We start from the raw sequence: 24,964 nt of genomic DNA, 5'->3' as shown, positions 1-24,964 counted from the left end.
CCGCGCTGTCTAGGATGTTGAGCATGCCCGACGATCCGGACGTCCAGAAGCGCATCCTCCGCGCCGAGCTCCGCGAGCGCCGGCAGAACCGCTCGAACCATGAGCGCGAGCTCGCCACCGAGGGGTTCACCGCCCGCCTCCAGGAGCTCGTCGCTCAGACCGGCGCGACCTCGCTCTCCTGCTACCTCTCGATGCCGAGCGAGCCGAACACCCGCCCGTTCGTGAACTGGGCCGAGGCGCAGGGCCTCCGCGTGCTGTTCCCGGTCACGCGTGAAGACGGGCTCCTCGATTGGACCGTCGGCGAGGAGGACACCGAACAGCTCGGCCTGCACGGCACCCCGGAAGCCGTCGGCGAGTTGCTCGGACCGATGGCGATCAACGACGTGGACCTCATCGTCGTCCCCGCCGCGGCGGTCGACGCGAGCGGCATGCGACTCGGCTGGGGCCGGGGCTACTTCGACAAGACCCTCGGGTCGATGGCAAAATGCCCCCCGGTGTACGCCGTCGTCTTCGACAGCGAGTTCGTCGAGCGTGTCCCGCACGAACTGCATGATCAAGGCGTGAACGGCGTCATCACCCCCACCCGCATCGTCGCCTTCTGAGCGTCGGCGCCCCGCACCATCCGGAGATCCCCATGCCTACCTATTCCTATCGCTGCACCGAGTGCGGGAACGCCTTCGACATCCACCAGGCGTTCAGCGACGACGCGCTGACGGTCTGCGAGGTCTGCGGCGGCAAGCTGCGCAAGCTCTTCAACACCATCGGGGTGACGTTCAACGGCTCCGGCTTCTACCGCACCGATTCCCGCTCGGGTTCGGGTTCGGGTTCCAGCGACGGCGGCTCGTCGAAGTCCGGGGCCGCCAGCAGCGGCGGCTCGACGACGGCGAGCGGTTCGTCGGGCGGCAGCAGCCCCGCAAAGTCCGGTTCGACCAGCCAAGGAACCGGCGGGAGCACCTCCACGTCATCCGCCTGAGCCTGCGTTATCGTGGCGACGACCAGCCCACCCCGGAGGGAGCGAGCCATGATCAACGGCTTCAAAGAATTCATCATGCGCGGCAACGTCATCGACCTCGCCGTCGCGGTCGTCATCGGCGCCGCGTTCACGGCCGTCGTGAACTCGATCGTCGAGAACCTCATCAACCCGCTGCTCGGCCTGCTCTTCAAGGCCGACAGCCTGAACAACGCCCTCGTCTGGCAGGTCGGCGACGCGAAGTTCTCCTTCGGCGCGATCATCGGCGCGATCATCTCCTTCCTCGCCGTCGCCGCCGTCGTGTACTTCGTCTTCGTGATGCCGATGAACCACTTCAAGGAGCGCGCCGAGGCGAAGCGCAAGGCCGGGCAGCCCGACCCCGAGACCCCCGAGACCGAGCTCGATGTGCTGGCCGAGATCCGCGACCTGCTCGCGGCGCAGAACGGCGGCGCCCCGGCCCCGGGCGGCTCGGGCCGTCACAGCGGCTGACGGGCATTCGGCCCCACACTTCGAACGCCCGTTGCACCTCGGTGCAGCGGGCGTTCCCCGTGCACCGGATGCCTCGCCGCTCACCAGTGCGGCGGGCGTTCCCTCGTGATCCGCTCGTCGTCCGGGCCGGCGGGACGGCTCTGCTCCCGTTCCACCGGCGACTCCGGCGACGGATCGCTGCCCGGCGCCGGCGTCAGCTTCGCTCGCCGGCCGCCCCGGGCGCGAACGACGCGCTGCCGCCCCGGGGTCGTGGACTCCTCGCCCTCGAGGGGTCCGGCAGGGCTCGGCCGCTCCCCCGAGGGTGGCGTCCCGGTCATCGGCTCGCGTCCGTCACCGCTGGGCGGCGGCGCGGCGCGGGCTCGGCTTGCCGAGCAGCGTCGCGACCCGCTCGGCCACGGCGTCGGGGTTGCTGAACAGCTCGAAGCTGTGCACGCGCAGGTAGTGCCAACCGAGTCGGCGCAGCACCTCGGGGCGAAGTCGCAGCGATTCCCGGAGGCTCATCCCGCCGAGCGAGGCATCCGTCTCCACCACGACCGCCTTGCCGGCGTTGGCCGCCGCGAGGGCGAGACTGCCGCGGTGGCCGACGCTCACCCGGATGCCGCGCCGCTCGAGCCGGGCGCCGAGGTCCGCGAGCATCGCGTCGCCGGTCTCGGACTCGGCCGGAGCGGCCTGCCGCTCCTCGGTCTGCGCGAGCACGTTCGCGAGCGCGAGCACGCCGTGCGCCTGGCGGTCCTCATCGATGTGCTCGGGCCGGAACGCCGACACGATGTCCATCGATCGACGGGCCCGCGTCATGCCGACGGCGAGCAGACGGTCGCCGCCCGGCTCGCCGAGCGCACCGAAGTTCGACAGCAGCCGGCCGTGCGGCGTGCGGCCGTAGCCGACCGAGAAGATCACCCGGTCGCGGCTCTGCGCGACGGCCTGCTCGAGCGTGAGCACGGTGAACGGTTCGGCCCGGTCCTTCAGGATGAAGTCGGAGAGGTCGCTGCGCTTCGTGAACGCGGCGAGCACCGCCTGGTACACGCGGGAGGCGTGCCGCTGGCTCGCGGTGATCACCATGAGCGACTCGCGGGGCCGCTTGACGGCGTGCTCCATGACGAGCTCGACCACCTTCGCCACCTCGGTGTCGATCGACTCGACCGTGCCGGTCACGGGGTCGGGCAAGCCGTTGCCCGGCACGTAGTGCAGGCCCAGGCTGCCGTGGCCGAGGAAGCTGCCGGCCCACGGCATCGACACGATGCGCCCGCCGTAGAACCAGGTGTTCACGAGCTCGGCGAGGTCCTCGCCGCCGGCGCGGTAGCTCCGCGTCAGGGTCATCGTCGGCAGCAGCTCGCCGAGCCGCGCCAGCGCGGAGTCCGCGTGCGCCGCGTCGACGCCGTGCTCGGGCGCCCCCTGCTGGTCGCGGTCGAAGATGCCCGTCTCGAAGAGCGTCGGCGTCTGCGTCACCGGGTCGCCGAACGCGACGATCTGCTTCGCCCGGCGGATCGCCCCGAGGTTCTCGGCGATCGTCGTCGCGCCGGCGTCCACGAGGATGACCGTGTCGAAGCCGATGCCGTCGTCGATCGTCGGCACCTCGTACGGGGAGGCGAGCCAGACGGGCGCCAGCACCCGGAAGAGCGTCGGCGCCTCAGCCTGCAGCAGCTGGGACCGCACGCGGTCGCTGCGCAGCAGCTTCTTCAGCCGCTCGGCCTCGTCGGGGTGGTCGACGAGCGCGACCTTCCAGTTCTCGGCCAGACGCCAGGCGGCGAGCGGCCCGGCGGCGGCGGCGTGCGCCTCGTCGACGAGCCGGAAGTCCGCCTCGAGCCGGTCGAGCACGGTCGTGTTCGCGCCGAGCAGGGCCTTCTCGCGGGCCAGCATCGTCTCGAGCACCGACTGCCACCAGGCGAGCTCGAGCTCCGCCGCGACCCGGAGCTCGGGGACGTGCCGCTTCGACAGGTCGAGCAGCAGCGGGTCGAGCCCGAGGTCGCGGAGGCGCGACAGCAGCGCCGTGCGCTCCTGCAGGTTCAGCAGCACCTCCGACTCCTCGGCGAGACCGGCGAGGGTGGACTGCAGTTCGCGAATCGGGCGCGCGGCGAGCTGACGCGGCGTTCCCGCCACGCCGAGCGGACCGTCGAGCGAGGCCAGGTCGGCCGCCACCGTGCGGTACGCGACGTGCACGTCGTCGATGCCGGCGGGGACGCCGGGGATGGCGCCGGCCTCCGAGTAGCGCTGCCAGAGGGTGCGCTGCTGCTGGATGCCTCGAAGCGCCGCGTTCAGGTCGGACACGTGCACGCCCGGCCGGAGGAACTCGCTCGCGTGCCGGCGGAGCCGCCGGCGGTTCGCCGCGCTCATCCCTTCGGAGTCGCGCCGGGAGCCGGTCGCCGCGATGAGCTCGCCGAGCGGCCGGTCGTAGACCGAGGGCTGGAACTTGTCGAGCGTCTCGCGCACGTCGAGCAGCAACCGCAGGAAGACCCCGAGCTCCGCCACCGATTCGAAAGGGCGCAGACGGGTCTGGGCGATGAGCGCGCGGCCGCGTTCGAGCAGGCGCGGCACGTCGCTGCGGCTCAACCGCTTCGCGAGCTCGTGGGCCTGCGCGGCGTCCTCGGAGTTCGAGAAGGAGGCGCCGTACCAGGGCGAGTCGCCCGGCCCGTAGCGGAACTCGCCCAGCGCGGCCGCGCGGGCGAGGTCCTGCGCAGCGCGCGAGCGATCGCCCGAGAGCGCGACGAGCGCGGCATGGTCGAGCCGCGCCGTCGTGTCGGGCGCGGCGGGCAGCACGGCGAGGTCGGCGAGCGCGCTCAGCGCCTCGAGCACGGATGCGCCGAACTCGAGATCGCGCCGGGTCAGCGCGCTGCGGTAGTCGAGCAGCACCTTGCGGAGGCGGACGAGCGCGTCGTCGACGTCGGTGACGCGCGGCCGCTCGGCCTTCTCGTTGCGGGAGATGGACTGGATGAGCTCCCGGCGGAGCCCCTCGCTCGTGACCGCCATGCCGCCGAGGCCGACCTGGCCGAGCCGGTGCGCGATGCCGTCCAGGCTGGCCTTGCGGGCGCCGGCGACGAGCACGCGCTTGTCGGCGGCGACGAGGGCGCCGATCGCGTTCACGATGGTCTGCGTGCCGCCCGTGCCGGGCAGCGTCTTCACGACGATGGACGCGCCGGCGGCGACCGCGGCGACGACCTGCTCCTGCTCCTGGTCGGCGTCGAGCAGGAGGACATCGGTGGACGGCGGGCGCTCGTCCTGCGGCACGGGCCGCGGCAGCTCCGGCAGCGCCGCGAGCGAAGCGCGGGCCGCCTTGTTGCCGGCGATCGCGTCGACGACCGGATGCCCCGTGCCGTCCACGTCCGCGGCGAGCGCCGGGCCGACCTCGGCGAAGGACGAGACGACGAGCCGCGGGGCGACGCTGAACCACGGCAGGTGGGAGGTCAGGCCGCGAAGACGGTCGATGACCGGCTGCGGCTTGAACACGCCGTTGGTGATCGCGAGCGCGACGAACGCGTCGGCGTCGAGCGTGATCTTGAACTGCTCGTGCAGCTCGCGAGCGAGCGCCGGGTTGAGGAAGGGCTGTCCCTTGAGCTTCAGCTCGAAGTCGCGCCCGTAGCGGCGGATGGCGAGCGGGCGCAGCAGCACGGGGGCGGTGTACTCCTGGCCGTTGTGCCGCCACGAGGCGAGCCCGATGGCGAGGTGCACCGACTCGATGCCGCGCACCGAGCGCAGCTCGATGCCCTTCTGGGTGATCTCGGCGGCGGCCAGGCGCGCGTTGCGCAGCGCGAGCTCGTCGCGGATGAGGCTCGACAGCAGCGTCGACTTGCCCGTGATGAACTGCGGCAGGCCGCCGGGGTGCGTCGTGGAGAGCTCGATACGGGTGCGCGGCGTGTCCTCGAAGCGCACGAGCGGCGAGCGCCCGCCCGCGGCGCGCAGTTCCTCCTGCCATCGCCGCCAGGTGGGTTCGGCGACATTGCCCGCGACGAGGGCGGGATCACCGAGGCTGAGGCTCGTGGGCCGCCCGGCCTCGTGAGGAACGGGGTCGGGGGTGAGCTCGTCGGCCGCGGCATCCGTCTCGCGCGCGAGCAGTTGCTCGTCTCCTTGATCGCGTTCCAGCCGTTGCACAGGGCCACCTTATGTCGCACCTCCCCGGATTCCCCGCAGCGACGCCCGGAACCTCGCGGTTTGCCGCGGCTCGGGTATCGTGTCGGGGGTCGAGAGGCCCATCATGCAGTCCAGTTCCCCCGCCGAGGTCCACGCCACGGCCGACGCCTACCTGATCGACGTGCGCGAGGCCGCAGAGCTCGCACAGGCGCGGGTCGAGGGCGCGCACCACGTCCCGCTCGGCGAGCTCGTCGCCCGGCTCGACGAAGTGCCCCGCGATCGCACGGTCTACGTCATGTGCCACGTCGGCGGTCGCAGCGCGCAGGCGGTGCAGTACCTGGAGCAGCAGGGCATCGATGCGGTGAACGTCGAGGGCGGCATCCTCGCCTGGTATCAGAGCGGGCTGCCCGTCGTCCTCGGCGACGACTGACCCTCACTCGATCGCGTCCGGAAACGGACGGATGCCCCGACCGCATCGTGTGCAGTCGGGGCATCCGGTCGCGACGGGCGCTGGGAGTCGGCCCGTCGCGACGTTCCGTCACCCCTCGCGACCGCGCGAGGCGGTCGATCGGCTGCGAGGGGCGAGGCCGTGCGGCGCGGCTCAGCGCGCCTGGTAGTCGATCCCGAGGGCGACGGCGACGGGCTCGTTGGTGAGCTTGCCCGCGGTCGCGTTGAGGCCCTTGGCGAGCGCCGGGTCGGCGTCGAGGGCGGCCTCCCAGCCGAGGTCGGCGATCTTCAGCGCGTACGGCAGGGTCGCGTTCGTGAGCGCGGGCGCCGAGGTCGCGGGGACCGCGCCGGGCATGTTCGCGACGCAGTAGAAGATCGCGTCGTGCACCTTGAAGGTGGGGTCGGCGTGCGTCGTCGGGCGCGAGCCCTCGAAGCAGCCGCCCTGGTCGATCGCGATGTCGACGAGCACGGCGCCCGGCTTCATGGTGGCGACCATCTCGTCGGTGACGACCTTCGGCGCCGCGGCGCCCGGGATCAGCACGGCGCCGACGACGAGGTCGGCGTCCTTCACCTGGCGGGCGATCTCGTAGGGCGAGGACGCGAGCGTCTTGATGCGGCCCTGGTAGCGTGCGTCGATCTCGCGCAGCTTCGGCAGCGAGATGTCGAAGACGGTGACGTCGGCGCCGAGGCCGAGCGCGGTCGCCGCCGCCTGCTCGCCGGCGACGCCGCCGCCGATGACGACGACCTTCGCGGGGCTCGTGCCGGGCACGCCCGCGAGGAGCACGCCGCGGCCGCCCTTCGAGGCGTGCAGCGAGGCGGCGCCCACCTGGGGGGCGAGTCGCCCGGCGACCTCGCTCATCGGAGTGAGCAGCGGCAGCGAGCGGTCGGCGAGCTGCACGGTCTCGTAGGCGATCGCCGTGACGCCCGAGGCGAGGATCGCGTCGGTGAGCGGGCGGTCGGCCGCGAGGTGGAGGTAGGTGAACAGCGTGAGGTCGCTGCGGAGGTAGCCGTACTCCGGCTCGATGGGCTCCTTGACCTTGAGGACGAGCTCGGCGCTCCAGGCCTCGTCGGCCGTCGCGACGATGGTCGCCCCGGCCTCGCGGTAGTCCTCGTCGGTGTAGCCGGCACCGACGCCGGCCCCCGCCTGCACGTCGACGCGGTGGCCGCGCTGTGCGAAGGCGTGGACGCCGGCCGGGGTGATGGCGACGCGGAATTCGTTGTTCTTGATCTCAGCGGGCACGCCGATGTGCATTTCAGACTCCGAATGCTGTTGGGTGGGTACCCTCAATGGTCGCCGCTTATTCGCCGGAACGAAAGCTCTTCCGCACAGAATTCGGTAGGCTTCATCTCAGTTGAGCATTCATGCGATTCGGAGGTCGATCATGAGCGATGCGCCGCAGATCCGCGACCAGGGGCCCGTCGTGCTCGACGAGCTCGACCGGGCGATCATCGCCCGCCTGCACGAGAACGCCCGCATCCCGAACGTCGACCTCGCCCGGGCGGTCGGCATCTCGCCGTCCACGTGCCTCGCCCGCGTGCGCTCGCTGCGCGAGCGGGGCGTCATCACGCGCTATACGGCCGAGATCGACCCCGTCGCCCTCGGCTTCACCCTGCAAGCCCTCGTCAGCGTGCGCATCCGGCCAGGCGCCCGTCACCTCATGGAGCAGATCTCCGACGAGCTCCGCCGCGAGCCCGAGGTGGCGCAGCTGTTCTTCCTGGGCGGCACCGAGGACTTCCTCATCCACGTGCGCGTCCGCGACAGCGCGCACGTGCGCCAGTTCGTGCTGAAGAACCTCTCGGCGAACCCCGCCGTCGCGCTCACCGAGACGAACCTCGTGTTCGAGCACCACACCGCGCTCTCGGCCGGCATCGGCGTCGTGCTCTGAGCGCGGCGCTCAGCCCCTGAGCGGCAGGATCTCGCCGAGATCGAGCGCGCCCGGCGCTTCCAGCTGGCCGTAGCCGCAGCTCGCGGGGTCGCGATCAGGCCGCCAGCGGCGGAACTGCGCCGTGTGCCGGAACCGCTCGCCCTCCATGTGGTCGTACGCGACCTCGACGACGCGCTCGGGTCGCAGCGGCACGAACGACAGGTTCTTGCCCGCGCTCCACCGGCTCACCGCCCCCGGCATCCGCGTCTGCTCGTGCGCGGACTGCTCGGCCCACTCGCCCCAGGGATGCCGCGACGGATCCGTCTCGATGAGCGGCTCCAGCTCCGCCACGAGCTCGGCGCGCCGCGCCATCGAGAACGCCGCCACGACGCCGACATGGTGCAGTCGCCCGTCGTCGCCGTAGAGGCCGAGCAGCAGCGAGCCGACCACGTCGCCGCTCTTGTGCCAGCGGAAACCCGCCACGACGCAGTCCGCGGTGCGCTCGTGCTTGATCTTGAACATCGCCCGCTTGTCCGGCTGATAGACGCCGTCGAGCGGCTTCGCGACGACGCCGTCGAGGCCGGCGCCCTCGAAGCGCTCGAACCAGTCGCGGGCCTCGACCGGATCCGCGGTCGCCGGAGTGAGGAACACCGGATCGGATGCCCCGGCCAGCACCTCCTCGAGCCGGCGCCGCCGCTCGCCGAACGCGACACCGGTGAGATCCTCGTCGCCGATCGCAAGCAGGTCGAATGCGACGAACGAGGCGGGCGTCTCCCCCGCCAGCAGCTGCACCCGGCTCGCCGCGGGATGGATGCGCTGCTGCAGGGCCTCGAAATCGAGCCGGCCGTCGCGCACCAGCACGATCTCTCCGTCGAGCACGCAGCGATCGGGCAGCTCCCGGCGGAGCGCCTCGACGAGCTCAGGGAAGTACCGCGTCATCGGCTTCTCGTTGCGACTGCCGAGCTCGACCTCGTCACCGTCCCGGAAGACGATGGTGCGGAAGCCGTCCCACTTCGGCTCCACGTGCCCGATATCGGGGATCTCCTTGACCGACTTCGCGAGCATCGGCGCGACGGGCGGCATCACCGGCAGGTCCATGCGACCCATCATGCTCCGGCGGAGCCGGCCGCACCAGCGCCTCGCGGTGAGGGGCGAGGGTGTCGAAGTGAGGCGCAGCCGTTCGTGGTCTTGATAGCCGGGATGCACCGATTCCGGCGAGATCCGGAAGGACATCCTCCATGGACATCGATCCGCTGATGCTGCTCACCGCCCAGCGCGCCGAGCTGCAGCGGGCCGCGGTCGAGGCGGAACGCCATCGTGTCGCCGCTGAACGCCGGGAGGCCGACGAGGCCAGGGCCCCGCTGCGGAAAGCCGCCGACCGCGCACCGTTCCGACGCCGTTTCCGAAAGACTGTCGAAAACTGAACGGCCCGTTCGTCGATCAGATGGAGAGAGGAGCACGATGACCATGCCCACACGTCGGGACGACCCCCGGGCGGTCGCGACCGTGCTCTCGCGCACCCATCGCGACGAGTGGGCGCGGATCGTCGCGGGACTCGCGCGCCGGTTCGACGACCTCGACCTGGCCGAGGAGATGACCGCTGAGGCGTTCGCGATCGCCGTCGAGCACTGGCCGGCGCACGGCATCCCGCCGAACCCGGCGGGATGGGTGACCACGACGGCGAACCGCAGGGCGATCGACCGGCTGCGACGCGAGGCGCGTCGAGACGAGAAGCACCGCGAGGCGGCGACGATGCACGACCCGGACCCCGCCGCCCCGACCGGCGCCGTCGAGGACGACCGGCTCCGACTGCTGTTCATCTGCTGCCATCCGGTGCTCTCGCTCGACGCGCGCGTCGCGCTCACCTTGCGGGTCGTCGGCGGGCTCACCGTGGCGGAGATCGCCCACGCGTTCCTCGTGCAGGACACGACGATGGGTCAGCGGATCAGCCGGGCGAAGGCGAAGATCAAGGCGGCCGGGGTCCCCTTCGCGATTCCCGCGGCGGAGGACCTTCCCACCCGCATCGACGCCGTCCTCACGGTGCTGTACCTCGTCTTCAACGAGGGATACCTCGCGTCCGCCCCCGAGTCGCCCGTGATCCGGCGCGAGTTGACCGCGGAGGCGATCCGCCTCGCCCGGCTCGCACGCGAGCTCCGGCCCGACGATGCCGAGGTCGCCGGCCTGCTCGCGGTGATGCTGCTGACCGAGGCCCGCGCGCCGGCCCGCGTCTCGTCCGACGGCGAGCTGGTGCGGCTCGACGAGCAGGATCGTGGATCCTGGGACCGCGAGCTCATCGCCGAGGGCGTGGAGCTGCTCGCGTCGCCGGAGGGCGATGAGCCCCCCGGCAGATATCGGCTGCTCGCGGAGATCAACGCCGCTCACGTCACCGCTCCGCACGCGCGCGACACCGACTGGGCGCGCATCGCGAGCCTCTACTCCCGGCTCGAGGAGATCGACCCGAATCCACTCGTCACCCTCAACAAGGCCATCGCGGTCTCCGAGCACGACTCCCCCGAACTCGCGCTCGCGATCGTCGACCGGCTCACCGAGCAGCTCGAGGGCCATCACGCCTTCCACGTCACCCGGGCGGAACTGCTGCGCGCGACCGGCCGCTCCGCCGAGGCCCGATCGGCCTACGACCGAGCGATCGAGCTGGCCGGGACCGCCGCCGAGACCAGACACCTCATCCGCCGACGAAATCAACTCGCACCACCGAAAGGACCCCGCTCATGAGCAGCAAGTACCTCGTCATCCACATGTCGGACCCCACCGGCACCGAGCTGCCCCGGTCCGAGGACCAGGCGATGCTCGAGCGCTGGGCTGCCGAGGGCGAGCACGCCGACCGGCTCACTCTGGGAGGCCCGGTCGCCGGCCCCGAGCGGGCGAAGTCCGTCGCCGTCCGCGACGGCCGGACCCTCGTCACCGACGGACCCTTCCCGGAGTTCAAGGAGTGGTTCGCCGGCTACGACCTGATCACCGCCGATTCGATCGACGAAGCCGCCGAGTACATGGCGAAGCATCCGGTCGCCGTCCTCGGCCGCATCTACATCCTCCCGATGGTGACGCTGCCGTGGGAACAGGAATGACCGATCTGAGAAATCGAACGGTGCCCCCGACAGGACTCGAACCTGCGACGCACGGTTTAGGAAACCGACGCTCTATCCTCTGAGCTACGGGGGCGGCCTAGCGAGTCTACCGGCTCGCGATACCCTGGCGGTCGGCGCCGGGAGCGCCCCGACAGCGGTCCGCCGCGGAATGGAGCAGCATGCGCGGCGAGCCGACGGTCTTCTGGGTGGGTGCGTCGACGACGGGCGGCCTCGGCAGCCCCGCGGCGGGGGTCCGCCGCCTCGAGGTCGACGCGCAGGGCGGCTGGCAGCTCGGCGAGCCGATCCCGGTCGGCGGGAACCCGATGTTCCTGGCGCTCCGCGGTGACCGCCTCGTCATCGCCCACGAACTCGCGCCCGGTGGCGTCTCCGCGTGGTCGGTGCAGGCCGGCGGGCGCAGTCTCGCCCCGCTCGCCGAGCTCGGTCCCGCCGACGGCGACCCCTGCCACGTCGCGATCAGCCCCGGTGGGGCGTGGGCGCTCGCCGCGAACTACTCCGGCGGTTCCGTCACCTCGCATCCGATCGGCGGGCCCGGGGCCGCCGGCGCAGTCGCCCGCGCGGCGTTCACCGGCAGCGGCCCCGACGCCGAGCGGCAGGAGGCCGCCCACCTGCACCAGCTCGTCTTCGACGGCACGACGGCGCTCGGCCCCGATCTCGGGGCCGACCGCATCCGCCTGCTCTCGCTCGACGAGGCGAGCGGCGACCTCGGCGACCTCGGCGAGATCGCCGTGCACGCCGGCGCCGGCCCGCGCCACCTCGTGGTGACCGGTCGGCTCGCTCTCGTCGCGAACGAGCTCGACCGGACGGTCTCGGTCCTCGACCTCGACGCACGCGCGGAGCTCGGCTGGTACCCGGTGGACGGACGGGTGACCCCGCGGGCCCTCGGCGTCTCCGCGATCCGGCTGACGCGCGGCGACCTCGTGCTCGTCGGCGACCGCGACGCCGACGCGCTCGCCGGGCTCCGGTTCGACCGTGCGGCGCGGACGCTCGTGCACGTCGCGAGCGTGCCGACCGGCGGCATCCATCCCCGCGACCTGGAGCTCACGCACGACGAACGGTTCGCGCTCGTCGCCGATCAGGGTTCCGACTCGATCGCGATCGTCGCCCTCGACGCCGAGGGCGTGCCCCAGGAGCTCGTCGGCACCGTGCCGACCCCGGCTCCTGCCTGCCTCGCCCGCGTCCCCCGCTGAACCGCGGCCACCGGTCCCGGGCCGGGCGGTCTTAGGCCGGGCGGTCTTAGGCCGGGCGGTCTCGGACCGGGCGGTCTCAGGCCGGCGGATAGAGGTAGAGCGCCTCGCCCGCCGGGATGGTGCGCCGGTGGTACGAGTGGTCGGAGTTCTGGTTGTACTCCTCGATGTTGACGCTGCCGTCGCCGTTGATCGACTGCACGTAGGCGACGTGGTTGTAGGGGAACCACGCGACGGCGCCCACGACGGGCGTCGAGGAGGTGGGCCAGCCCTTGGCCGCCCACTCGTCGGCCCAGACGTACGCACTGCCCGAGGCGAGGTTCGACCAGTCCCACTTCCACGGGGCGCTCGTCACGCCCGCGTCGCGGTTCAGCCGCCACGCGACGAAGTCGACGCACTCCCGGTAGTAGTAGCGGAGCGGCGAGAGGCCGCCGCCGTAGTCGTCGGGGAGCTGGTCCCACCACGGGTAGTCGTCGCCCTCGGCTTTCACCGTGTAGACGGCGTAGTCGCCGTTGCCGGCGCGGGAGGCGAGCTCAGCGGCCCAAGCGGCCTGCTGCGCCTCCTCGGCCTCGCGGGCGGCCCGGTCGATCTCTTCCTTCGTGGTGACCTCGTAGCTGTCGGCCGCGACCGTGGCCTGGTTCACGAGGCCCGGCACCACGAGGTCCTGCGCCTCGCTCTGGGTCAGGCTGTAGCTCGCCGAGCTCGCGTGGTCTTCGACGCCCGGCATCATCGCGTAGGCGGGGATCGCGACCGTTCCGATGATCGCCGGGACCACCAGCACGGTGCCGAGCACCCGGACGGGGCCGCGCCGGCGCACCCGGCCGTTGGACGACGGAGCGGGGTGAGCGTCGGGGGCGGCGGGCGCGCTACGCCGACGGTCGCGCGGCCGCTGGAGCGCGTCGCGCGTGGTGTCACCGTTCACGTGAAGTTCCTCCGGATCCCGCAGCGCAAGGGGGGTCTGCGGGGTGGTCTCGGGCGACCGGAGGGCGTGCACCGCACCGGACTCGTTCCACCATAGGGCACGCTGTGCCGGATGTCACGATCAGATCACGGCGCACCGGGATGAGCTGGGCGGGTCGATCGCTCACCCGGCCAGCAGCGTCGGCTGCGGCATCGATCCGAGGTATTGCGCCCACTCCGGGTGGCGGGCCGACCAGAGCCCGGCGCGCGCCTGGGGCGTCGGGTTCGGCTCCGTCAGCTCGAACGGCAGCCGCCATCCGATCTCGGCGAGCATCTTGTCGGCCTTCTTGTGGTTGCAGCGACGGCAGGCGACGACGACGTTGCCCCAGCTATGCCCGCCGCCCCGGGATCGGGGCACGACGTGGTCGAGCGTGTCGCCGTAGCCGCGGCAGTACGCGCAGCGGTACCCGTAGCGCTGCAGCGCGGCGCGGCGCGTGAGCGGAACCGGCCGCAACGGGATGCGGACGTAGTGCTGCAGCAGCACCACGCTGGGCACGGCGTACCGCGCCGAGCGCGAGTGCAGCCAGCCCTCGGCCGCCTCGACGACCGAGGCTTTGCCGTTCAGCACCAGGAGCATCGCCCGGCGCATCGGGACCACGGCGAGCGGTTCATAGCTCGCGTTCAGGATGAGGGTGCCGCTCATGACGTCACCTTTCGTACGGGGCCGGGTGGCTTCCGGCCGCGGGATACGGACGGCGAATCGAGACCTGCGGGGGTCGCCGGAACGAAAAACGGGCACCGTCCAGAGGACAGTGCCCGTGCAGCGCGTCGGCGCTCAGGTCGTTCGGCTGATGACTCGGCCGTTGGTGGACGTGCGCGCGCGCGTTCCTGGCATGGACGCGCTCGCGCTGCACCATCGGCCTCCCCGTTCGGTTCGGTTCGTCAGGCCTCCAGGGTACGACAGGAAACGGCGCGCAGGATGACTCCGGCGCGCCGTTTCCCTCGGGCGGTCACCCGATGTTCATCTCAGATGCCGATGCGGACGATCGAGTAGTCGCTCGTCCAGATGGGCTGCACGCGCACCGAGGCGCCCTCGTACGGCGCGTGCAGGATCATGCCGCCGCCGGCGTAGAAGCCGTCATGGCCGGACATGATGACGAGGTCGCCCGGCACGGCGTCGCCTTCGGAGATCGGGGTGCCCATCGCGCCCTGACCGGACGAGGAGTGCGGCATGGAGACGCCGAACTGGGCGTACACGTACATGACGAAGCCGGAGCAGTCGAAGCCCGCGGGCGTCGCGCCGCCGTAGACGTACGGCACGCCGATGTACTGCGTCGCGACGTCGTAGACGCTCGCGAGGTCGAAGTTCGGGTACGGCGGGCTGGCGAGCAGCTCGCCCACCGACGGCCCGTCGTAGGACGCGGCGTAGGACGCCATCTCGGCCTGCGCGGCCTGGCGGGCGGCCTCGGCTTCGGCCGCCTCGCGGATCGACGCACCGGTCGTGACCGCGAGGGTGTCCTGGGAGACCGGGGCGGCCGAGGCATCCGCGTCGACGGCGACCGACTGGGGGTCGGCCTTGGTGAGGGCCGCGCTGGCGCTCGTGGCGAACTCCGGGTCTTCACTGCCCGGGGTGAACGCGTAGGCGGGGATCGCGAGCGTGCCGACGATGCCGGCCGAGATCGTCATGACGACCAGGTTCGCGACACCGCCGCGGCGGAACCGCCGGGTGGAGATCGTCGAGACCGGCGCGATGGCCGACTCGGAATCCTCTGCCCTGGTCTTCGCCTGCACGATGGCCTTGGTCGCGGCTTTGCTGACGCGACCGCCGGGAAGACGACGCTTGGGGGAACGAGCCAAAACACTACCTCCGTCGCCCACGGCCGGAAGCGGCGTTCCACCTGGCTGCGCCGGAGCGCTTCACGGGTTTCAGGATCGAGCGGTGGACGTCGGGGGCGTCTCGATCTCGGGTCCGCCGTCTGGCTTCTCGCCGGCGGACTCGAACGAGAATACGCGAGGGCTCCGCGGATGTCACATTCCGGTCACGACGGACGCGGACTCACAGCGGATCCCAAGCTCAGGCCGCGGAACTCCGCGGGCCGAGCCCCGCCGACGCGTCCGCTCAGCGACCGACGCACTCCGCGGCCGATGAACTCAGTCGGCGAGGAGCTCCGCCGTCGATGAACTCAGTCGCCGATGAAGAGGTGCGCAGCGACCTCGACCGGAAGCTCGAGCCCGCCGTCGACATCGTCTACCTGCACGAGCACGTAGCCGCCGTTGACGCTGAACGTCGCCGTCGCCCCGGGCATGATGCCGGCCTGCTTGAACTGGGCGAGCAGCTCGGGGTCGAACTGCACGGGCTCGCCCAGTCGGCGGACGACGCCGCGAATGGGCTCCGTCGTGTCGCCGAGGGCCTGCACGAGGTTGCGGACCCCGGTCATGAAGGGCGCCGCGGCGGGGACGCCGAGCTCCTCGAGACCGGGGATCGGGTTGCCGTAGGGCGACTCGGTGGGCTGGCCGAGGAGCTCGATGAGCCGGCGCTCGACCTGCTCGCTCATGACGTGCTCCCAGCGGCAGGCCTCGTCGTGGACGTACTCCCACTCGAGGCCGATGACGTCGGAGAGGAGGCGCTCGGCGAGCCGGTGCTTGCGCATGACGTGCACCGCCTTGCTGCGGCCCTCCGGCGTGAGCTCGAGGTGCCGGTCGCCGGAGACGACGACGAGCCCGTCGCGCTCCATGCGGGCCACGGTCTGCGAGACGGTCGGGCCGGAGTGGCCGAGGCGCTCGGAGATGCGAGCGCGCAGCGGCACGATGTTCTCCTCCTCGAGATCGAGGATCGTGCGGAGGTACATCTCCGTCGTGTCGATGAGGTCGGTCACGCTGCTTCCTCCCCGTGTCGTCACAGCCCGCCTTCCAGCCTAGTGGGCCCGCCGCCATCGATAGACTCATCGGCATGCCGAGCCTCGTGATCCCCGCTGAACTGCTGCCCGCCGACGGTCGATTCGGCTGCGGCCCGTCGAAGGTGCGGCCCGAGCAGCTCGCCCATCTCGCCGAGTTCGGCCCGGCCATCCTCGGCACCTCCCACCGCCAGGCCCCCGTGAAGGACCTCGTCGGCCGCGTCCGTTCGGGCCTCTCCGAGCTGTTCTCGCTGCCCGACGGCTACGAGGTCGTGCTCGGCAACGGCGGCTCGACCGCCTTCTGGGACGCCGCCGCCGTCTCGCTCATCGAGCGCCGCGCGCAGCTGGCCGCCTTCGGCGAGTTCGGCGCGAAGTTCGCCAAGGCCGCCGCCGCCCCCTGGCTCGAAGCCCCCGACGTGCGCACCGCCGCCCCCGGAACGAGCGCCCGCGCCGAGGCCGTCGCCGGCGTCGACGTCTACGCGTGGCCGCAGAACGAGACCTCGACCGGCGTGCAGGCCCCGGTCCGCCGGGTCACCGGCGACGCGGGCGCACTCACCGTCATCGACGCCACGAGCGCTGCGGGCGGCATCGCCGTCGACCCGAACGAGTTCGACGTCTACTACTTCGCTCCGCAGAAGAACTTCGCCGCCGACGGCGGCCTCTGGTTCGCCATCCTCTCCCCCGCCGCCATCGAGCGGGTCGAGCGGATCGCCGCGAGCGATCGGTACATCCCCGAGTTCCTCTCGCTGAAGAACGCGGTCGACAACTCGCGGCTCAACCAGACGCTGAACACGCCCGCGCTCGCGACGCTGCTGCTCATGGAGAACCAGATCGACTGGATGAACGCCTCAGGCGGCCTCGCCTGGGCCGACGCGCGCACCCGCGAATCGTCGTCGGTGCTCTACGACTGGGCCGCGGCCTCGCCGGTCGCGACCCCGTTCGTCGCCGACGCGGCCGATCGCTCGCAGGTCGTCGTCACGATCGACTTCGACGAGTCGACGGATGCCTCGGCCGTCTCGAAGGCGCTCCGCGCGAACGGCATCGTCGACACCGAGCCCTACCGCAAGCTCGGCCGCAACCAGCTGCGCATCGCGACGTTCACCGCCATCGAGCCCGACGACGTCCGCGCGCTCACCTCGGCGATCGACTACGTGCTCGGAGAGCTGGGCTGACATGCGGCTCTGGCTGCCGGAGCAGGAGCGGCGCCCCGACCCCGCGCCGGCCCGTGCCGACGCGCGGAAGGCGCTGCTCGTCGGCACGGTCGGCTGGCTCGTCGCCCTCGGCGTCGTGCTGGCTCTCGGCGGCACGATCGACGCACGCGCGAGCGCGCTGCTGGTGCCGACGACGCTGATCGGCGCCGGCCTGGGCGTCGCCGGCATCGTCGCCGTGCAGCTGCTCAGGCGGCGTCAGTCGCGCTCGTCGTGATCCGCGGAGTCGTCGTCGCCTGACGAGTCGTCGTCGTCCGATTCGTCGTCGGAGTCGTCGTCATCATCATCGTCCGAGTCGTCGCCGGGCTCCTCGCCGAGCGCATCGATCTCGATGCCGTCGAAGGCGTCGTCGTGATCGTCGTGATCGTCGAAGCCGTCGTCGTCCGAGTCGTCGTCGTCCGAGTCGTCGTCGTCCGGGTCGTCGTCCTCGAAGTCCTCGTCGTCGAGCTCGGTCCCGGGCTCGTCACCGGCCAGTGCGGCCGCCTCGGCCGCGGCGGTCTGCGCGGCCCGGTACTCGGCGAGCCGCTCGGACCACGGCACCCACTCCGGGGCGAGCAGGGCGCGCTCGCCCGGCATGAGCTCGGTCTCGAGCACGGTCGGCTCGGCGTCCTCGACCCGGGCGATCGTCACGCTCCAGTGCCAGCCCGGGTACCCGGCGAGGTCGGCCGCGAAGAGCAGCGACAGCACGTGCTCGCCCTCGACGATGTGCCCGACGACGGAGCCGACCGTCTCGGGCGGGGTGACCTCGAGCAGCGCCCGCTGGGCGAGCGCGGCGGAGGCGAGCAGCACCTCGTCTGCGACGAACGCCGGCTCCTCGGCGTCGGTCGGCTGCTCGGGGGCGTTCGGCTCCTCGGCGACGGTCGACTCGACCGGCGCGAGTTCGGCTTCGTTCGCCTCGGGTCCGGCCTCGGTCGGCCCGGTTTCGGCTCCAGTCGACTCAGGCATCCAGCTCGTCAGCCACCTTCCGCAGCAGCGTCGCGATCTGCCGGCCGCGCGCCTTGTCGGGGTAGCGGCCGCGGCGCAGGTCGCTGCCCGCCGCGTCGAGCCACTTCACCAGGTCTTCGACCACAACCGCCATGTCGTCGGCCGAGCGGCGGTTGATCCGGGCGAGGCTCGGCGGCGTCTCGAGGACGCGCACCGAGAGTGCCTGCGGCCCGCGCTTGCCGTCGGCGATGCCGTACTCGACCTTCGATCCGGCCCGGACGACGGCCCCGTCGGGGAGCGCGGAGGCGTGCAGGAAGACCTCCTGGCCGTCATCGCCGCTGATGAAGCCGAACCCCTTCTCCTCGTCGTAGAACTTGACCTTGCCGCTGGGCATCGCGTGACCTCGCTCGTGTCCATGCGGGCGCGCCGGAACGCGTCGCCCTCGGGTCCCCAGTCTAGTTGCGGCCGACGCACTCGGCTCGCCCTGGCTATCCTGGGAGGGTGAGCACCGATCGCCCCACCTCAGAGAACCGCCTCGAGCGCGTCCTCGCCTTCATGGTCGCCGGCTCGGTCGGACTGTCGGTGCTGTGCATCTTCGCCGTGCTGATCGCCACCGCCGCCGGGGCCGGAGCCGGCGACGGCTTCAGTCGCGGCGTCTGGCCGGTCGTCTTCTTCATCCCCGTCGTCGGGCTGCCGCTCGGCTTCCTCCTGCTCGTGGTCCTCCTCATCGTCAACGCCGTGCGCCGCTCGCGCGAGGCGCGAACCGGGAGCTGAGCGGGCCTATGCTGCAGCTCGCCGCACAGCTCCGGGGCATGGGCCGCGACGAGCTGCGCGACGCGCTCGCCCTCCGCGAGTTCTCGACCGACGGCATCGCCGACCTCTTCGACCTGGCCGAGGCGCTCCTGCACCAGGACTCGCTCGACCACGTCATCGGTCGCCTCGATCGGCCGCACCTCGCAGTGCTCGCCGTGCTCGCGAGCGCCGAGCATCAGCTCGACGAGCAGTCGCTCGCCGACCGCGTCGCCGAACTCGGCGCCTCCGCGGAGTTCCAGAGCGGACTGCCGACGCTCCTGGCCGGGCTGCGCGCGCGACTGCTCGTCGTCGATGCGGAGGGCGGCCCAGCAGGCGCCCTGCACGTCCCGGCCGCGATCACGGCCCGACTCGTGCCGCACCTCGGCGACGAGCTGCCGAGCGTCGAGGCGCTCCTCGCCCCGGCGCCCCCGGTGCTGCACGCCGTCGACGAGGTCGACCGCTCGCTGCTGGCACGACGCGCATCCGAGCAGGCGCACGCGACCGTCGCCGCCACCGCCGAACTACTCGCAGCCCTCGGCGCCCAGCCCGCGAGGGAGCTCGCGAAGGGCGGCCTCGCCCTGCCCGACGCGCGCCGCCTCGCCGAGGTCGCCGGGGTCGCGCTCGACGAGGTGCCGCGCCTGTTCGGCCGCGCCGTCGAAGCCGGCCTGGTCGTGCGCGACGGCGCGTACTGGCTCGAGTCCGACGCCGGCGCGGCCTGGTCGCTCTCCGGACCGGCGGAGCGGTGGGCCGCCCTCGCAGAGTGCTGGCGCGAGCGGGTGCCCGCCGCCCTCCGCGAACTCGTCACCCGACGCAGTGAGACGCTCTCCGCAGCAGCCTTCCGGGAGGACGTGCGCTGGCTCTACCCCGTCGGCGGCGACTGGCTCGACGCGGGCCTCGCGAGGCTCGCGGGCGAGGCGGAAGCTCTCGGCCTCGCCGTCGCCGGCGAGCCCGTCGAACCGGGCCGACTCGTGCTCGGCGGGCGGCTCGACGAAGCGGCCGCCCTGCTCGGCGCGCACTTCCCGGCGCAGGTCGACCGGGTGTACGTGCAGCACGACCTCACGATCGTCTCCCCTGGGCCGCTCGAGCCGGCGCTCGACGCCAGGCTGCGGGGATTCGCCGACGTCGAGGGCCGCGACCTCGCCTCCAGCTACCGGGTCACCGCGGCGTCCGTGAACCGCGGTCTCGCGGCCGGCGAGACCGCGGACTCGATCCGCGAGTTCCTCGGCGCGCTCTCGCTCACCGGCATCCCGCAGCCCCTCGAGTACCTCGTCGCCGAGGCGGCGGCGCGCTTCGGCGCAGTGCGGGTCTCCGTCGCCGACGACGGCGACGCGCCGGCGAAGAGCTCGGTGCGCTCCGACGACGAGCAGCTGATCGGCACGCTCGAGGTCGACCAGTCGCTGAGCGCGATCGGGCTGCGGCGCACCGGCCCGCACCGGCTGCTGTCGAGGTTCGCGCCGGACGTCGTGTTCTGGGCCCTCTCCGACGCCAGGTACCCGGTCGCCGCGGAGGACGCGGACGGACGCATCCTCCGCCTGCAGCGGCACCGCCTCGCCCCGACGCCGACCCCAGCCCCGGCCGGCGATCCGGTCGGCAAGCTCCTCGACGTGCTGCTCGCCGCGCCGAGCGACGGCCCGGCGACCGAGCAGGCGTGGCTCGCCCGGCAGCTCGAGGCCGCGGCGCGGGCGAAGGAGACGCTGACCGTGACGGTGCGGATGCCCGGCGGGCAGACCGCCGACTATCTCCTTGCGCCGGCGAGCGTCGCGAACGGCCGGCTGCGCGCACGCGACCGCAAGGCCGACATCGAGCGCACGCTGCCGATCTCCGCCATCGCCTCGGTCGCCCCGGCGCCCGAGTTCTGAGCGCCGGATCCCGCGAAGGCGCCGCGGCATGCCGGATCGGGCGTAGACTTGACGGTCATGTCAGACGGCCCCCTCATCGTGCAGAGCGACCGCACCGTGCTGCTCGAGGTCGCGAACCCGCTCGCCGAGGATGCGCGGCACGACCTCGCAGTCTTCGCGGAGCTCGAGCGCGCCCCCGAGCACATCCACACGTACCGCATCACGAGGCTCGGCCTCTGGAACGCGCGAGCCGCGGGGCACACCGCCGACGACATGCTCGGCACGCTCGAGCGCTACGCGAAGTTCCCGGTGCCGCAGACCGTCTCGGTCGACATGCGCGAGACCGTCGGCCGGTACGGTCGGCTCGTGATCGATCGCACCGACGGCGGCGAGCTGCGCCTGCGCAGCGACGACCTCGCGGTGCTCACCGAGGTCGTCGGCGCGAAGCGCATCGCCCCGCTGATCGGCGAGCGCATCGACGACACGAGCTTCCTCGTCGAGCCCTGGGCGCGCGGGCAGCTGAAGCAGGAGCTCGTGAAGCTCGGCTGGCCCGCGGAGGACCTCGCCGGCTACACGCCCGGCACCCCGCACGTCATCGACCTGGCCGAGAACGGCTGGCATCTGCGCGACTACCAGCAGAAGGCGGTCGACAACTTCTTCGACGGCGGCTCCGGCGTCGTCGTGCTCCCCTGCGGCGCCGGCAAGACCCTCGTCGGCGCCGGCGCGATGGCGACCGCGAAGACCACGACCCTCATCCTCGTCACGAACACGGTCTCCGCCCGACAGTGGCGCGACGAGCTGCTGCGCCGCACGAGCCTCACCGCCGAGGAGATCGGCGAGTACTCGGGCCAGACCAAGGAGATCAAGCCCGTCACGATCGCGACCTACCAGATCCTCACCGCCAAGCGGAAGGGCGAGTACGCCCACCTCTCGCTGCTCGACGCGCTCGACTGGGGCCTCATCGTGTACGACGAGGTGCACCTGCTGCCCGCGCCCGTGTTCAAGCTGACGGCCGAGCTGCAGGCCCGCCGCCGGCTCGGGCTCACCGCGACGCTCGTCCGCGAGGACGGCCGCGAGGGCGACGTCTTCAGCCTGATCGGCCCGAAGCGCTTCGACGCCCCGTGGAAGGAGATCGAGGCGCAGGGCTTCATCTCCCCCGCCGCCTGCTACGAGGTGCGCATCGATCTGCCGCAGTCCGAGCGGCTCGCGTACGCGGCATCCGCCGACGACGAGCGCTACCGGCTCGCTGCGACCGCGCCCGCGAAGCTCGGCGTCGTGAAGCAGCTCGTCGAGCGGCACGCCGGCGAGCGCATCCTCGTCATCGGGCAGTACCTCGACCAGATCGACGAACTCGCCGAGACGCTCGGCGCCCCGCAGCTCACGGGCGCCACGCCGGTCGACGAGCGCGAGCGCCTGTTCCAGGAGTTCCGCGACGGCCGCACGCCCGTGCTCGTCGTGTCGAAGGTCGCGAACTTCTCCGTCGACCTGCCCGAGGCGACCGTGGCGATCCAGGTGTCCGGCTCGTACGGCTCTCGCCAGGAGGAGGCGCAGCGCCTCGGCCGGCTGCTGCGGCCCAAGGAGTCCGGGCTCTCGGCGAACTTCTACACGCTCGTCGCGCGCGACACCGTCGATCAGGACTTCGCCCAGAACCGGCAGCGCTTCCTCGCCGAGCAGGGCTACTCGTACACGATCCTCGACGCGCACGCCCTCGACGCCGCCGCCTGACCGGGGCGGACGACCTCCCGCAACTCAGGAACATCTGGCACATATGCGGCGGCGCCGCGTGCGTCCGACGCGTGATTCCGCGGATGCAGTACGAGTGTTCCTGAGTTGTCGGGCGCGGGGCTAGCGTGCCCTGGCGTACCTGAGCAGCAGCAGGTCCCCGGCCGGGATCGCGTGCACGAGGCGCATCCGCCGGGCGTGCTGGCTGAGGCCCTGCGCGATGCGCCCGGCGCCGCCCGAGACGAGCAGCGGGCTGAGGCTCAGGCAGAGCTCGTCGACGAGGTCGGCGTCGAGCAGCGCCCCGAACAGGTGCGGCCCGCCCTCGCACAGGATCTGCGGCATCCCCCGCTCGGCGAGCGCGTCGCGCACGAGCGCCGGTTCCACCCGCTCGGCTCCGCAGTCGACGAGCTCGGCGACGCCGGCGAGAGCCGCGCGACGAGCGGGGTCGGATGCCTCGTGCGTGAGCACGAGCGGCTGGCCCTCGGCCTCGGTGAAGACGTCGTCGGCCGGGTCGAGTTCGAGCGCCGAGGACACGATCGCGATGCGGGGCGCATCGGGCAGCCCGTGCTCGCGGCGCCAGGCCCGGTTCTCGGCGCGCAGCCGGAGCCCGCCGTAGCCTTCCGCCCGCACCGTGCCCGCCCCGACGAGCACGACGTCGGCGAGCGTGCGGAGCACGCCCATCGCGAGCCGGTCTGCGGGATCGCCGAGTCCGCCGCTGCGGCCGTCCAGGGTGACGGCCCCGTCGAGGCTCATCACGAAGTTCATCCGGATCCGGGGCGTCGTCCGCTCGGGGAGCGCGTAGGCGTCGAGCAGCTGCGCGCGGGTCACCTCCGGTGCGTCGCTCATGCGCTCTCCTCGTTCGGGCCGTCGACGAGGTTGTGCTTCAGGTAGGCCGGCTCGCGCCAGCCCATGATCGCCTCGACCATCCGCGCCGCGTCGACCGACTCGGCCACGTTGTGCATGCGCAGGATGCGCGCGCCCTGCGCCGCGCAGAACACCGCGGCGGCGATCGAGCCGGCGAGCCGGCCGTCGCGCGGGCGGTCGAGCGACTCGCCGATGAAGTCCTTGTTCGAGACCGCGGCGACGAGCGGGAAGCCGAGGCCCGCGAACTCGCCGAAGCGCCGGGTGAGCTCGAGCGTGTGCCGGGTGTTCTTGTTCAGATCGTGCCCGGGGTCGAGCACGATCCGATCCTCGGGCACCCCGAGCGAGACGGCGAGCGCGACGCGCTGCTCGAGGAAGGCCCGGACCTCGTCGACCACGTCGGCGTACTCCGGCCTCGGGAACCACTGCCGGGGCTCCGCACGGCTGTGGGTGATGACGAGGGTCGCGTCGGAGGCCGCGACCGCTTCGGCGAGCGCGGGATCGTGGATGCCGGTGGTGTCGTTGATGACGTGCGCACCCGCGGCGATCGCCGCCCGTGCGACCTCGCCGTGGAAGGTGTCGACGGAGAGCGCGGCGCCGTCGTCGCGGAGCGCCTCGACGACGGGCACGACGCGGTCGATCTCCTCGGCGATCGGGATGGCGGGGCCGGGCCCGAACTTCGCGCCGCCGATGTCGATCCACGCGGCGCCGGCGGCGATCGCGCGGCGGCCGGCGTCGACCGCCGCGTCGAGCCCGAACGTCGCACCGCGGTCGTAGAACGAGTCGGGGGTGCGGTTCACGACCGCCATGACCTGGATCTCGCGCCGGTAGTCGACGTCGCGCCCGGCGATGCGGCGCACGGGGTGGCGGTACTGGGGCTCGACCCAGCCGATCGCTCGAGTCGAGGGGGCAGCCATACCCCGAATCGTAGCCCGGCACGAGCGCGCAACTGACTCCCAGGCAGCTTCCAGCGAACGCTAAGAGAATGTCGCCATGAGCGACGGACCCCGAATTCTCATCGTCGACGACGAGCCCAACATCCGCGACCTGCTGACCACGAGCCTGCGCTTCGCCGGCTTCGCCGTCCGGGCGGTCGGCAACGGCGCCCAGACCATCTCCGCCGTGCTCGAAGAAGAGCCCGACCTCATCATCCTCGACGTCATGCTGCCCGACATGAACGGCTTCGGCGTCACCAAGCGCCTGCGCTCCGCCGGCTACACCGCCCCCATCCTGTTCCTCACCGCGAAGGACGACACGGAGGACAAGATCACCGGCCTCACCGTCGGCGGCGACGACTACGTGACGAAGCCCTTCTCCCTCGACGAGATCGTCGCCCGCATCAAGGCGATCCTCCGCCGCACCATGCACGCCGAGGAGGACGCGGTCATCCGCACCGGCGAGCTCACCATGGACCAGGACACGCACGAGGTCCTCGTCGGCGACGTGCCGGTCGAGCTCTCCCCCACCGAGTTCAAGCTGCTGCGCTACCTCATGCTGAACCCGAACCGGGTGCTCTCGAAGGCGCAGATCCTCGACCACGTGTGGGAGTACGACTTCAACGGCGACGCCGGCATCGTCGAGAGCTACATCTCCTACCTGCGCCGCAAGCTCGATCAGCACTCGGCCGAGCCGCTCATCCAGACCAAGCGCGGCTTCGGCTACATGCTGAAGAGCTCCAAGCCGTGATCAGCGCTCGGCCAG

General features: G+C 72.1%; 26 protein-coding genes and 1 tRNA gene. 15 read left to right on the top strand and 12 right to left on the bottom strand.

The annotated features are described in order from the left end of the window. Nucleotides 1–23: 23 nt before the first annotated feature. The 3 genes from MTP13_RS10295 to mscL are packed head-to-tail and all read left to right on the top strand — an operon-like array spanning nucleotide 24 to nucleotide 1,459. Nucleotides 24–602: a 5-formyltetrahydrofolate cyclo-ligase gene (locus MTP13_RS10295; protein WP_243567653.1), complete on the top strand. Its 579-nt coding sequence runs from the start codon at nucleotides 24–26 to the stop codon at nucleotides 600–602. A 32-nt stretch (nucleotides 603–634) separates the two neighbouring features. Continuing rightward, a complete protein-coding gene (locus MTP13_RS10290) occupies nucleotides 635–973 on the top strand; it encodes an FmdB family zinc ribbon protein (protein ID WP_243567652.1) in 339 nt (112 codons plus the stop codon). A gap of 48 nt (nucleotides 974–1,021) precedes the next feature. Next, nucleotides 1,022–1,459 carry a large conductance mechanosensitive channel protein MscL gene (gene mscL, locus MTP13_RS10285; protein WP_243567651.1) on the top strand — a complete coding sequence of 146 codons (438 nt, stop codon included), beginning with the start codon at nucleotides 1,022–1,024 and terminating at the stop codon, nucleotides 1,457–1,459. Nucleotides 1,460–1,789: 330 nt separating this feature from the next. On the opposite strand, the gene MTP13_RS10280 is transcribed toward mscL, so the two are convergent. Continuing rightward, on the bottom strand, nucleotides 1,790–5,542 hold the full coding sequence (locus tag MTP13_RS10280; protein ID WP_243567649.1) for an AAA family ATPase: 3,753 nt from the start codon (nucleotides 5,540–5,542) through the stop codon (nucleotides 1,790–1,792). A gap of 103 nt (nucleotides 5,543–5,645) precedes the next feature. Here MTP13_RS10280 and MTP13_RS10275 point away from each other — a divergent pair, with 103 nt between their 5' ends. Further along, a complete protein-coding gene (locus tag MTP13_RS10275) occupies nucleotides 5,646–5,951 on the top strand; it encodes a rhodanese-like domain-containing protein (protein WP_243567647.1) in 306 nt (101 codons plus the stop codon). A 171-nt stretch (nucleotides 5,952–6,122) separates the two neighbouring features. Here the strand turns inward: MTP13_RS10275 and ald are convergent, their stop codons facing one another. Then, nucleotides 6,123–7,220, bottom strand: a complete 1,098-nt coding sequence (gene ald, locus MTP13_RS10270; RefSeq protein ID WP_243567646.1) for an alanine dehydrogenase — start codon at nucleotides 7,218–7,220, stop codon at nucleotides 6,123–6,125. Nucleotides 7,221–7,350: 130 nt separating this feature from the next. On the opposite strand from ald, the gene MTP13_RS10265 reads away from it, so the two are divergent. Beyond that, nucleotides 7,351–7,854: an Lrp/AsnC family transcriptional regulator gene (locus tag MTP13_RS10265; RefSeq protein WP_189083885.1), complete on the top strand. Its 504-nt coding sequence runs from the start codon at nucleotides 7,351–7,353 to the stop codon at nucleotides 7,852–7,854. Between the two features lie 9 nt (nucleotides 7,855–7,863). On the opposite strand, the gene MTP13_RS10260 is transcribed toward MTP13_RS10265, so the two are convergent. Continuing rightward, entirely contained in the window at nucleotides 7,864–8,931 is a 1,068-nt protein-coding gene (locus MTP13_RS10260) for an ATP-dependent DNA ligase (protein WP_243567644.1), read from the bottom strand. 140 nt (nucleotides 8,932–9,071) lie between these two features. Between MTP13_RS10260 and MTP13_RS10255 the strand changes: the two genes are divergently transcribed. Genes MTP13_RS10255 through MTP13_RS10245 form a run of 3 tightly spaced genes read left to right on the top strand, consistent with a single transcriptional unit; the run spans nucleotide 9,072 to nucleotide 10,919 of the window. After that, nucleotides 9,072–9,257, top strand: coding sequence for a hypothetical protein (locus tag MTP13_RS10255; protein WP_243567643.1), 186 nt, complete (start codon nucleotides 9,072–9,074; stop codon nucleotides 9,255–9,257). Between the two features lie 37 nt (nucleotides 9,258–9,294). Then, complete coding sequence (locus tag MTP13_RS10250; RefSeq protein ID WP_243567642.1) at nucleotides 9,295–10,566, top strand: RNA polymerase sigma factor; 1,272 nt, start codon at nucleotides 9,295–9,297, stop codon at nucleotides 10,564–10,566. Next, nucleotides 10,563–10,919, top strand: a complete 357-nt coding sequence (locus MTP13_RS10245; protein WP_243567641.1) for a YciI family protein — start codon at nucleotides 10,563–10,565, stop codon at nucleotides 10,917–10,919. The genes MTP13_RS10250 and MTP13_RS10245 overlap by 4 nt, the downstream gene beginning before the upstream one ends. A gap of 21 nt (nucleotides 10,920–10,940) precedes the next feature. Here MTP13_RS10245 and MTP13_RS10240 read toward each other — a convergent pair. Beyond that, nucleotides 10,941–11,013, bottom strand: a tRNA-Arg gene (locus tag MTP13_RS10240). A gap of 85 nt (nucleotides 11,014–11,098) precedes the next feature. Here MTP13_RS10240 and MTP13_RS10235 point away from each other — a divergent pair. Then, a complete protein-coding gene (locus MTP13_RS10235; RefSeq protein WP_243567640.1) occupies nucleotides 11,099–12,127 on the top strand; it encodes a lactonase family protein in 1,029 nt (342 codons plus the stop codon). A gap of 76 nt (nucleotides 12,128–12,203) precedes the next feature. Here the strand turns inward: MTP13_RS10235 and MTP13_RS10230 are convergent, their stop codons facing one another. The 4 genes from MTP13_RS10230 to MTP13_RS10215 form a co-directional block, all read right to left on the bottom strand. After that, nucleotides 12,204–13,046 (bottom strand): CHAP domain-containing protein, encoded by an 843-nt coding sequence (locus MTP13_RS10230; RefSeq protein WP_243567639.1) that lies wholly within the window; start codon nucleotides 13,044–13,046, stop codon nucleotides 12,204–12,206. 162 nt (nucleotides 13,047–13,208) lie between these two features. Next, complete coding sequence (locus MTP13_RS10225) at nucleotides 13,209–13,727, bottom strand: HNH endonuclease (RefSeq protein ID WP_243567638.1); 519 nt, start codon at nucleotides 13,725–13,727, stop codon at nucleotides 13,209–13,211. Nucleotides 13,728–14,050: 323 nt separating this feature from the next. Continuing rightward, a complete protein-coding gene (locus MTP13_RS10220; RefSeq protein WP_243567636.1) occupies nucleotides 14,051–14,881 on the bottom strand; it encodes a C40 family peptidase in 831 nt (276 codons plus the stop codon). A 326-nt stretch (nucleotides 14,882–15,207) separates the two neighbouring features. Next, nucleotides 15,208–15,900: an iron-dependent transcriptional repressor DtxR gene (locus MTP13_RS10215; protein WP_243567634.1), complete on the bottom strand. Its 693-nt coding sequence runs from the start codon at nucleotides 15,898–15,900 to the stop codon at nucleotides 15,208–15,210. 74 nt (nucleotides 15,901–15,974) lie between these two features. On the opposite strand from MTP13_RS10215, the gene serC reads away from it, so the two are divergent. Next, nucleotides 15,975–17,090, top strand: a complete 1,116-nt coding sequence (gene serC, locus MTP13_RS10210) for a phosphoserine transaminase (protein WP_243567632.1) — start codon at nucleotides 15,975–15,977, stop codon at nucleotides 17,088–17,090. Nucleotide 17,091: 1 nt separating this feature from the next. Beyond that, on the top strand, nucleotides 17,092–17,343 hold the full coding sequence (locus MTP13_RS10205; RefSeq protein ID WP_243567630.1) for a DUF2530 domain-containing protein: 252 nt from the start codon (nucleotides 17,092–17,094) through the stop codon (nucleotides 17,341–17,343). On the opposite strand, the gene MTP13_RS10200 is transcribed toward MTP13_RS10205, so the two are convergent. Both MTP13_RS10200 and MTP13_RS10195 read right to left on the bottom strand, forming a co-directional pair. Continuing rightward, on the bottom strand, nucleotides 17,325–18,071 hold the full coding sequence (locus tag MTP13_RS10200) for a DUF3027 domain-containing protein (RefSeq protein ID WP_243567628.1): 747 nt from the start codon (nucleotides 18,069–18,071) through the stop codon (nucleotides 17,325–17,327). The two genes, MTP13_RS10205 and MTP13_RS10200, sit on opposite strands and share 19 nt — an antisense overlap. Beyond that, a complete protein-coding gene (locus MTP13_RS10195) occupies nucleotides 18,064–18,444 on the bottom strand; it encodes a cold-shock protein (protein WP_243567627.1) in 381 nt (126 codons plus the stop codon). The genes MTP13_RS10200 and MTP13_RS10195 overlap by 8 nt, the downstream gene beginning before the upstream one ends. Before the next feature lie 107 nt (nucleotides 18,445–18,551). On the opposite strand from MTP13_RS10195, the gene MTP13_RS10190 reads away from it, so the two are divergent. Genes MTP13_RS10190 through MTP13_RS10180 form a run of 3 tightly spaced genes read left to right on the top strand, consistent with a single transcriptional unit; the run spans nucleotide 18,552 to nucleotide 22,405 of the window. Next, entirely contained in the window at nucleotides 18,552–18,824 is a 273-nt protein-coding gene (locus tag MTP13_RS10190; protein WP_243567626.1) for a hypothetical protein, read from the top strand. Nucleotides 18,825–18,832: 8 nt separating this feature from the next. Next, nucleotides 18,833–20,701 carry a helicase-associated domain-containing protein gene (locus MTP13_RS10185; RefSeq protein WP_243567625.1) on the top strand — a complete coding sequence of 623 codons (1,869 nt, stop codon included), beginning with the start codon at nucleotides 18,833–18,835 and terminating at the stop codon, nucleotides 20,699–20,701. A 57-nt stretch (nucleotides 20,702–20,758) separates the two neighbouring features. Next, nucleotides 20,759–22,405: a DNA repair helicase XPB gene (locus MTP13_RS10180; RefSeq protein ID WP_243567623.1), complete on the top strand. Its 1,647-nt coding sequence runs from the start codon at nucleotides 20,759–20,761 to the stop codon at nucleotides 22,403–22,405. A 120-nt stretch (nucleotides 22,406–22,525) separates the two neighbouring features. On the opposite strand, the gene MTP13_RS10175 is transcribed toward MTP13_RS10180, so the two are convergent. Then, on the bottom strand, nucleotides 22,526–23,248 hold the full coding sequence (locus tag MTP13_RS10175; RefSeq protein WP_243567622.1) for a pyrimidine reductase family protein: 723 nt from the start codon (nucleotides 23,246–23,248) through the stop codon (nucleotides 22,526–22,528). Next, complete coding sequence (gene folP / locus MTP13_RS10170) at nucleotides 23,245–24,180, bottom strand: dihydropteroate synthase (protein WP_243567621.1); 936 nt, start codon at nucleotides 24,178–24,180, stop codon at nucleotides 23,245–23,247. The genes MTP13_RS10175 and folP overlap by 4 nt, the downstream gene beginning before the upstream one ends. 76 nt (nucleotides 24,181–24,256) lie before the next feature. On the opposite strand from folP, the gene MTP13_RS10165 reads away from it, so the two are divergent. Further along, complete coding sequence (locus MTP13_RS10165; protein ID WP_022894322.1) at nucleotides 24,257–24,949, top strand: response regulator transcription factor; 693 nt, start codon at nucleotides 24,257–24,259, stop codon at nucleotides 24,947–24,949. Nucleotides 24,950–24,964: the final 15 nt, after the last annotated feature.

It is taken from the genome of Agromyces soli (assembly GCF_022811605.1).
In the GTDB taxonomy this organism is placed as follows: Bacteria; Actinomycetota; Actinomycetes; order Actinomycetales; family Microbacteriaceae; genus Agromyces; species Agromyces soli.
This window is presented reverse-complemented; position numbering and strand designations above follow the sequence as displayed.